Below are 6,354 nucleotides of genomic sequence, written 5' to 3'. Positions count from 1 at the left end.
GGCTGGACGCCCGTACCTTGCAGCGGCGTGAGGGGTACGCAAAGGCGATGCACGATCATGGGTTTGACCCGGTCAGCGTGGAAACGGCCGAAAAATCGACCTTCACCGGCGGGGCATTGCTAATGCGGCAGGTCATGCGCGACTACCCGGAAACCGACGGGATATTCTGCACGAATGACGATGTGGCGGTCGGTGCCTATTTCGAATGCCTTCGCCAAGGGATCAGCGTGCCGGATGACATGGCAATTGCCGGTTTTCATGCGCTCGATATCGGGCAGGCGATGATCCCTCGGCTGGCAAGCGTGCGCACTGACCGCTATGGCATCGGCGCGCGCGCCATGACCGAGGTGCTGGCGCGGTTGAAGGGTGGGCCACCGTTCGATCCGGTGATCGATTTGGGTTTTCAGATTGATCTGGGGGAAACCGTGACGAAGCACCAAGCGACTACCCCTTCACCGCCCCCGCAGTCATCCCGCTGACGATAAAGCGGTTGGCGGTCAGTGCGAATGCGATCACCGGTGCGATCACCAGCACAGCATAGGCTGCGATGACACCGTATTCCGCGCCAGCCTCTGCGCCGCCCAGAAAGCGGGTGATCCCGACGGTCAGCGGTTGCGCATTACTGCCTGCCAGAAACAGTGCGAACAGATATTCATTCCATGAGATGATGAACACAAGGATCGCCAATGCAATCACACCGGACCGGACAACCGGCAGCGTGACATTCCAGAACAGATTCCACGGGCTGCATCCATCGACAATGCCTGCCTCTTCCAGTTCATGCGGCACGGTGTCAAAGAAACCGACCAGCATCCATGTCGCAAAGGGAATGTGGATTGAGAGATGCGCCAGCAACAGCCCGAACCGCGACCCTGACAGGCCCAGATTGACGAAGATCAGGAACATCGGCAGCGCCAGCACGACATAAGGAATGAACCGCATCGCCAGCACGCCATAGGAAACGGCAGCGCGGGCGCGGCCCGAAATCTTGGTCAAGCCATAGGCAAGCGGCACGCAGACAACCAAGGTGATCACAACGGCAGAGGTTGAGATGATCAGCGAATTGGTGAAGAAGAACCAGAAATCCCCGCGGCTGAACGCTTGTGTGAAGTTATCCAACGTGAAATCCCGCAGCAGCAGCAGATCCATTGGACTGCGGAACAAGGCCGTGCTGTTCAAGCTCGCTGCCAGCAACATAACCGGCGGCAATAAGGAAATCACCAGCCAGATCGCCAGCAAGATATGCACAACCCACGACGTGCCGCGTTTCTTCATCCGTGCGGAGATCATGCCTCGTTCCTCCCTGTTTTGCGGTAAAGCGTGATATAGACCCAGGCCGCCACCGCCATGATAATGAACATGGTAAATGCAATGGTATTGGCCATCCCCATGTCCTGATTGGCGATGCCGCGATTATAGGCAAAGATCGACAGCACCGTGGTTGACCTGCCCGGCCCGCCGCCTGTCAACGCCCAGATCATGTCGAACTCGCGGAAGGCGCTGGTGATGATGATGATCGACACAAACAGGATATGCGGTCGCAGGATTGGCAGCACGATATACCAAAGTGACTGGAACGGGCCTGCGCCATCGACCCGGCCCGCCTCGTGCAATTCATCAGGGATCGTAGTCAGCGCGGCATAGAATACCAGCACGGCCAGCGGGATCAGGTGCCAGGAATTGGTGATCGTCGCAGCCAATAATGCCGTTTCACGGTCCAGCAGCCAATACGGCTGCGGGCCGCCAAACAGTTTCAGCACGCTGTTGATCACGCCGGTTTCCTGCTGCCACATAAAGAATTTCCATGCGATGCCACCAACGATGGGCGTCATCACGAACGGGATCAGAAACAGTGCCACCCAGAAAGGCCGGAACTTGACCTGTCGTGCATTGAGCAAGAACGCGATCAGAATGCCAAACCCAACCGACAGGACCAGACAGCCCAAGGTAAAGATGCCCGTGATACGTAGTGCGTTCATGTAAAGTGGATCGGCAAAAACCCTGCGGTAGTTTTCGAAGCCAACAAAGGTTTTGTTGTTGAATGCGTAAAGGAACACATCCTGCAAACTATAGCTGAACCCCAGCACCAAGGGCGTGCCGACCACGATCAGCATCAAGGTCAGGCCCGGCAGAATAAACCACCAGCCGCGTGTGAATTTGTCGCGTCGTTGTGCCATGGGTCAGGTCCTTTGGATCAGGTCATCCGGGCAGGTCACCCTGCACGAATGTATCGTGTCACTGAATGTAGCCAGCGCGCCGGAAAGCATCATTCATGCTGTTCACCCAGCGGGTCTGTGCCTGCTCTGCGGTCAGATCACCGGAAAAGACATCAGTGATGAATTCGGTCGTGCCGTTCCACATGACCGAACCATATTCAGGGATACCCTGACGGATGAACACCGATTGCAGAACCTGTTCATAGGCGGGAAGGAATTCAGGATAGTAGGGGCGCAGGTTGCGTAATTCTTCGCTGGCGAAGTGACCGGCGGTCGAGAATTGTTCAGACTGCTTGCCCCATTCGATTTCGTTGTCCTGCAACATCCATTTCAGGAATTTGAACGCTTCTTCGCTGTTGGGCGTGTCAAAGACGAACACACCGCCACCGCCAAGGAAGGGTGTGCCTTGGGTATAACCGGCCAGATTACCTTCCCACATCGGCAGCGGGCTATAGCCCGTGTTGCCAGTGGCAGCGCCCCCTTCAGCCTCAACCGTGCCAACGCCCTGGGGCCACATGACGGCGGTCGCAAGACGCCCGTCGCGGAACATCTCAAGTCCTTCCAGAAAGCCCCAGTTCTGCGCTTCGCGCGGTGCGGTGTTTTCTGCCAGATCAACGAAATACTCCGCAGCCTCGATCACGATGGGATTATCGATGTCAGGTGTGAAGTTCTCATCCCAGCCGGACACGCCAGTCGAATACAGAACCACGATAAAGCTGCGGGTGATCCCTGCTCCGGCCCCAAGCGCATCGGCCCAGCCATAGACATCATTCTCAAGCGTTTCTCCCGCCAGCGTCTCGCCCGCGTCACGGGTAAAGAACTCAGCAACTTCGCGCAGTTCAGACCACGTGTCCGGCGTTTCAAGCGCACGGCCGTAAGCATCCTGAAAAGCTGCCTGTTCTTCGGGGTGTTCAAACCAGTCACTGCGCACGATTAGCATCGGTGCGGCGGGTGTTGTCGGCACCGCGATGATTTCACCGGGGCGCGCGTCTGACCGCATGTGGCTGTCGACGATCAATGGCGGATAGGCGTCAATATCAAAGCCATGTTCTTCGATATAGGGCGTCAGATCGACAACATGCTCAGCGAAGGTGCCGAACCAGCCGGGACTGTGGTACCCTAGATCCCACCGGCCCGTGCCGCCGATCGCCTCGATGGACATCTGATCTCGCAATTGGTTGGGCGGCAGGATTTCCCCGATCACCCTGATACCGGTTTCTTCTTCATAAAGCGGCGCAAAGTAGTTGATCACGGCATCCGCTTCTGCACCGGGGTGCAGCGCCCAACGGATGGTCACATCCTGCCCCGTGGCTGTCGTGGCAAGTGTCATGCCAAGGGCCACGGCCCCTGTCAGTAACCCTATCTTATTCAGGTCTGTCATTTTGTTTTCTCCTCCTCTGGTGGTATTCGCCAAAACGGTCAGTTGATCCTTATTTCCGTTCTGGGGTCGAACAGATGGACGCGCCCGGCGTTTGGCGCGACCGTAATGGTCTGATTGGGTGTCAGGTTGTGGCGTTCGCGCAGCACAACGGTAAAGGGTGTATCCCCCAGCCGCGCCCCGATCAGAATTTCTGCGCCGGTTGGTTCAACGAGCGAAACCTGCACCTGCAGTCCGGTATCAGCGACTGTCAGATCCTCTGGCCGGATACCGATGCGCACGGCCTGCCCTTCGGTCAAGGCCGCGCCAGCGGGTGCATCAAGGCGCTGACCATCGGCCAGAACCAGGGCACCAGCCGTCATTGTTGCATCGAGGAAATTCATCGCTGGCGAGCCGATGAAGCCCGCCACAAACAAGTTCATCGGCTTGTCGTAAAGTTCAAGCGGCGCGCCCGCCTGTTTGACCACACCGTCATGCATGACCACGATGACATCGGCCATCGTCATCGCCTCGATCTGGTCGTGGGTGACATAAACGGTCGTGACCTTCAGTCTCTGGTGAAGTTGCTTGATCTCGGCACGCATTTGGACGCGCAGTTTTGCATCAAGGTTCGACAAAGGTTCATCGAACAGGAAAACCTGCGGATTACGCACAATCGCACGACCCATCGCAACGCGCTGACGCTGACCACCCGACAATTGCCGCGGATAGCGGTCCAGCAACACATCAAGATTGAGGATACCCGCCGCATTGTTCACACGGCTGGCGATTTCGGCCTTGTCGACGCCCGCAAGTTTCAGCGCAAAGCCCATGTTCTGCGCGACCGTCATATGCGGATAAAGCCCGTAATTCTGAAACACCATCGCGATATCACGGTCTTTGGGGGCCATGTCGTTGACCTCTTGGCCGCCGATGCGGATAGAACCGCCGGTGACATCTTCCAGCCCTGCAATCAGGCGCAACAGAGTGGATTTCCCGCAGCCCGACGGCCCGACCAGCACAACAAATGCCCCATCTTCGATTTCGACATTGATGCCGTGGATGACGCGCACAGCGCCAAATACCTTTTCCACGTTCTGGATGCTGACGCCGGACATGACTAGCCTACCTTTCCTGTAATTTTTCTTGCACGCCGACCCGCAGGGTCAAGTGTGCAGCTGCGCTGTTGCCAGTGACGGCCTGGGCATTTGGAATATCGTTTTCTTCGGCGCGTGCCTTCGCTTCGGCATAAGAGAAACCGTTAGATATCCAACGGTCGACAAGTCTTGTCCGCAGCTCTGTCAGCGGCGCAGACAGCATGACGGTCAGATCGAACAGCGGGCGAAGGTCCTGCCAGCCCTTCTGTCGCAGCAGAAGGTAATTACCCTCAATCACGACCACTGGCGTTGTAGGGTAAAGCGTTCCGGCATCAGGCATCGTCTTGTCCTCGGCACGATCAAACAAGGGATAGCGAATGACGTCCGATTGCGACCGGATAGCCCGGACCAAACCAACAAAACCAGCCACATCAAAGGTCTGCGGCGCGCCTTTGACAGACCGCATCCCCATCAAATCCAACTCTGCATTGTCGAGATGGTAGCCGTCCATCGGCACCAAGACTGCGGACCCGGCACCATCACGAGCTCGAAACGCATTCACGACATCCGCCGCGATGGTCGATTTTCCAGACGCTGGCGCACCGGCGATCCCGACAAGGACCCTGTCCCTGTCACCGCGGAGCTTGCCAATTTCTGCAACGATCGCAGCAACTGCGTCATCCGGCATGTGATCCCCCCTTTAGTCCACACAGCGCCTCACGGCGGCAGACTATCCCTTAGCGCTAGCATCCTGCCCAAAACCTGTCAATTACAACTTTTGAATGAAGTAGTAACTAATTGCCTTCGCGCCAGCACCCGGCTAGCCTCATGTTGCGCGCGCCTGCTTGTGGTGCTGCGCAGATTCAAGAGGCCTCGAAAGATACCGCAATGACTGATCCGCAGGACCTTCCTAACGCAGACTGGGCTCTGAAAGGGTCCAACCAAACCACTGTGCGCGCTTATAATGAACGGCTGGTGCTTCATCTGATCCGCAGACGTGGCGCTATGTCCAAGGCCGAGGCGACGCGCGCCACCGGATTATCCGCCAACGCGACCTCGACCATATTCCGCGCCCTGGAACAGGACGGGCTGCTCGCTCGGGGTGATCCGACACGTGGCCGGATTGGGCAACCATCCGTTCCACTGCATATTAACCCCGATGGGCGGTTTTATATCGGGCTCAAGATCGGGCGGCGCAGCTTTGACATGGTCGTGATCGATTTTGCTGGAGCAGTGCGTGGTCGCCGATCTACATCCCACGCCTATCCAACACCTGCCAGCACAAGGCAATTCCTTGAAACGCAGATTCCCCCCTTGCTGAGTGTTGCAGGGCTTGAGATTGCCGACATTTCCGGCAGCGGCATCGCCATGCCGACGGGTCTATGGGAATGGCTGGACGATTTTGATGCGGCGGCTGATGAAATGGACGCATGGCGAGATTTCACCGCCCAAACAGACCTGAAGGACCTGCTTCCCGGTCCGATCATCGTAGAAAATGACGGGACAGCCGCGTGCAGGGCAGAATGGGCCTTTAGTTCTCAAGTCGATCGACCAGACAGTATCTATTTCTTTATCGGCACGTTCATCGGCGGCGGCATCGTTCTCAACGGCAGCGTGTTTCGCGGCTGCCACGGCAACTCGGGTGGCTTTGGCCCGGTGCGGGTGCCGGATGAGCCCGGCGGGA

At 57.5% G+C, this 6,354-nt stretch carries 7 protein-coding genes; 2 read left to right on the top strand and 5 right to left on the bottom strand.

The genetic code is table 11. The features are described 5' to 3' along the window. Positions 1–479, top strand: a 479-nt coding sequence (locus ACK4TM_RS16505; protein WP_409703359.1) for a substrate-binding domain-containing protein, incomplete at its 5' end; no start/stop codon positions are given. Here the strand turns inward: ACK4TM_RS16505 and ACK4TM_RS16500 are convergent. The 5 genes from ACK4TM_RS16500 to ACK4TM_RS16480 are packed head-to-tail and all read right to left on the bottom strand — an operon-like array spanning position 445 to position 5,358. Then, the gene (locus tag ACK4TM_RS16500; protein WP_409703356.1) at positions 445–1,290 is read right to left on the bottom strand and encodes a carbohydrate ABC transporter permease; all 846 of its coding nucleotides are present in this window, start codon (positions 1,288–1,290) and stop codon (positions 445–447) included. The two genes, ACK4TM_RS16505 and ACK4TM_RS16500, sit on opposite strands and share 35 nt — an antisense overlap. Continuing rightward, on the bottom strand, positions 1,287–2,177 hold the full coding sequence (locus tag ACK4TM_RS16495; RefSeq protein WP_409703353.1) for a carbohydrate ABC transporter permease: 891 nt from the start codon (positions 2,175–2,177) through the stop codon (positions 1,287–1,289). Before ACK4TM_RS16495 ends, ACK4TM_RS16500 begins: the two co-directional genes overlap by 4 nt. Positions 2,178–2,235: 58 nt before the next feature. Next, positions 2,236–3,597 carry an ABC transporter substrate-binding protein gene (locus ACK4TM_RS16490; RefSeq protein WP_409703350.1) on the bottom strand — a complete coding sequence of 454 codons (1,362 nt, stop codon included), beginning with the start codon at positions 3,595–3,597 and terminating at the stop codon, positions 2,236–2,238. Positions 3,598–3,635: 38 nt separating this feature from the next. Continuing rightward, entirely contained in the window at positions 3,636–4,691 is a 1,056-nt protein-coding gene (locus ACK4TM_RS16485; RefSeq protein ID WP_409703347.1) for an ABC transporter ATP-binding protein, read from the bottom strand. Positions 4,692–4,698: 7 nt separating this feature from the next. Then, on the bottom strand, positions 4,699–5,358 hold the full coding sequence (locus ACK4TM_RS16480) for a uridine kinase (RefSeq protein WP_409703344.1): 660 nt from the start codon (positions 5,356–5,358) through the stop codon (positions 4,699–4,701). A gap of 200 nt (positions 5,359–5,558) precedes the next feature. Between ACK4TM_RS16480 and ACK4TM_RS16475 the strand changes: the two genes are divergently transcribed. Continuing rightward, the coding region (locus ACK4TM_RS16475) for an ROK family protein (protein WP_409703341.1) at positions 5,559–6,354 on the top strand (796 nt) is incomplete at its 3' end.

This window comes from Yoonia sp., assembly GCF_046292185.1.
In the GTDB taxonomy this organism is placed as follows: domain Bacteria; phylum Pseudomonadota; class Alphaproteobacteria; order Rhodobacterales; family Rhodobacteraceae; genus Yoonia.
The sequence above is the reverse complement of the archived record's forward strand: the minus strand, read 5'-3'. Positions and strand labels throughout refer to the sequence as shown.

Excerpts from the sequence above, each read along its gene's own strand:
- ACK4TM_RS16500 (WP_409703356.1), bottom strand. The coding sequence starts at position 1,290 with ATGATCTCCGCACGGATGAAGAAACGCGGCACGTCGTGGGTTGTGCAT.
- ACK4TM_RS16495 (WP_409703353.1), bottom strand. The coding sequence starts at position 2,177 with ATGGCACAACGACGCGACAAATTCACACGCGGCTGGTGGTTTATTCTG.
- ACK4TM_RS16490 (WP_409703350.1), bottom strand. The coding sequence starts at position 3,597 with ATGACAGACCTGAATAAGATAGGGTTACTGACAGGGGCCGTGGCCCTT.
- ACK4TM_RS16485 (WP_409703347.1), bottom strand. The coding sequence starts at position 4,691 with ATGTCCGGCGTCAGCATCCAGAACGTGGAAAAGGTATTTGGCGCTGTG.
- ACK4TM_RS16480 (WP_409703344.1), bottom strand. The coding sequence starts at position 5,358 with ATGCCGGATGACGCAGTTGCTGCGATCGTTGCAGAAATTGGCAAGCTC.